Source organism: Vibrio sp. 1078-1 (genome assembly GCF_033340475.1).
The window spans coordinates 1-1,218 of record NZ_JAWOWM010000065.1; the positions used below are offsets into that span (position 1 = coordinate 1).

The window sequence follows — 1,218 nt, forward strand, 5'->3', positions numbered from 1 at the left end:
AAGCTCAAAAATTAGAAGATTAAAGGAATAACATGACAGACAAATCATACAAAATTGCCGTACTTCCTGGTGACGGCATCGGCCCAGAAGTGATGGCTCAAGCGCATAAAGTTCTGGATGCGATCGAGCAAAAACATGGCATCTCATTTGAGCGCGAAGAACATGATGTTGGTGGTATTGCTATCGATAATCATGGTTGCCCACTTCCAGAAAGTACGGTAACAGCGTGTGAAGAGTCTGACGCGGTTCTATTTGGTTCGGTTGGTGGCCCTAAGTGGGAACATTTGCCACCAAACGACCAGCCAGAGCGCGGTGCATTGCTGCCACTACGTAAGCACTTCCAACTGTTTTGTAACCTTCGTCCAGCGCAAATCCACGCTGGTCTAGAAGCTTTCTCACCGCTACGTGCAGACATCTCAGGTCGCGGCTTTGATATTGTCGTCGTACGCGAATTAACTGGTGGCATCTACTTCGGCCAACCGAAAGGCCGTGAGGGTGAAGGCGCTAACGAAAAAGCGTTTGATACCGAGGTGTACCACCGCTTTGAGATCGAACGTATTGCAAAAATCGCGTTTGAATCTGCTCGTCTACGTCGTAAGAAAGTGTGCTCAATTGACAAAGCAAACGTTCTGCAGAGTTCTATCTTATGGCGTGAAGTTGTGGAAGAGATTGCCAAAGACTACCCAGATGTCGAGTTGTCTCACATGTACATCGACAACGCGACTATGCAGTTAATCAAAGACCCAGCCCAGTTTGACGTCATGTTATGTTCAAACATCTTTGGCGACATCATCTCTGATGAGTGTGCAATGATCACGGGCTCTATGGGCATGTTGCCTTCAGCAAGTCTTAACGAAAGCAAGTTCGGCCTATACGAGCCTGCCGGTGGCAGCGCACCAGATATCGCAGGCAAAAACATTGCTAACCCAGTTGCGCAGATCCTTTCTGCTGCACTGATGCTGCGTTACAGCCTTGGCGAAGAAGCTGCGGCGCAAGATATCGAATCCGCTGCATCTAAAGCACTTTCGGCAGGTGAGCTTACCGCAGACCTAGCAAGCGACAAGCCTGCACTGACGACATCAGAAATGGGTGACAAGATCGCTGAGTACATTTTGAACTCATAAACAGACTGACATTATAAATATAACTGTCGTTTGCCATCACCGCAGCGGATCATCCCTTTGCGGTGACAAGGACGACGAGGAAAGGAAGCAATGG

Annotated in this window: 1 protein-coding gene; it reads left to right on the forward strand. The window is 48.5% G+C overall.

The features are described 5' to 3' along the window. The first annotated feature begins 32 nt into the window (after positions 1-32). Complete coding sequence (gene leuB / locus R7190_RS25615) at positions 33-1,124, forward strand: 3-isopropylmalate dehydrogenase (protein ID WP_318137646.1); 1,092 nt, start codon at positions 33-35, stop codon at positions 1,122-1,124. The last annotated feature ends 94 nt before the right edge of the window (positions 1,125-1,218 follow it).

What these genes read in the sequence shown, in the direction of transcription:
- leuB (WP_318137646.1), top strand. Translation starts at nt 33, where the DNA reads ATGACAGACAAATCATACAAAATTGCCGTACTTCCTGGTGACGGCATC.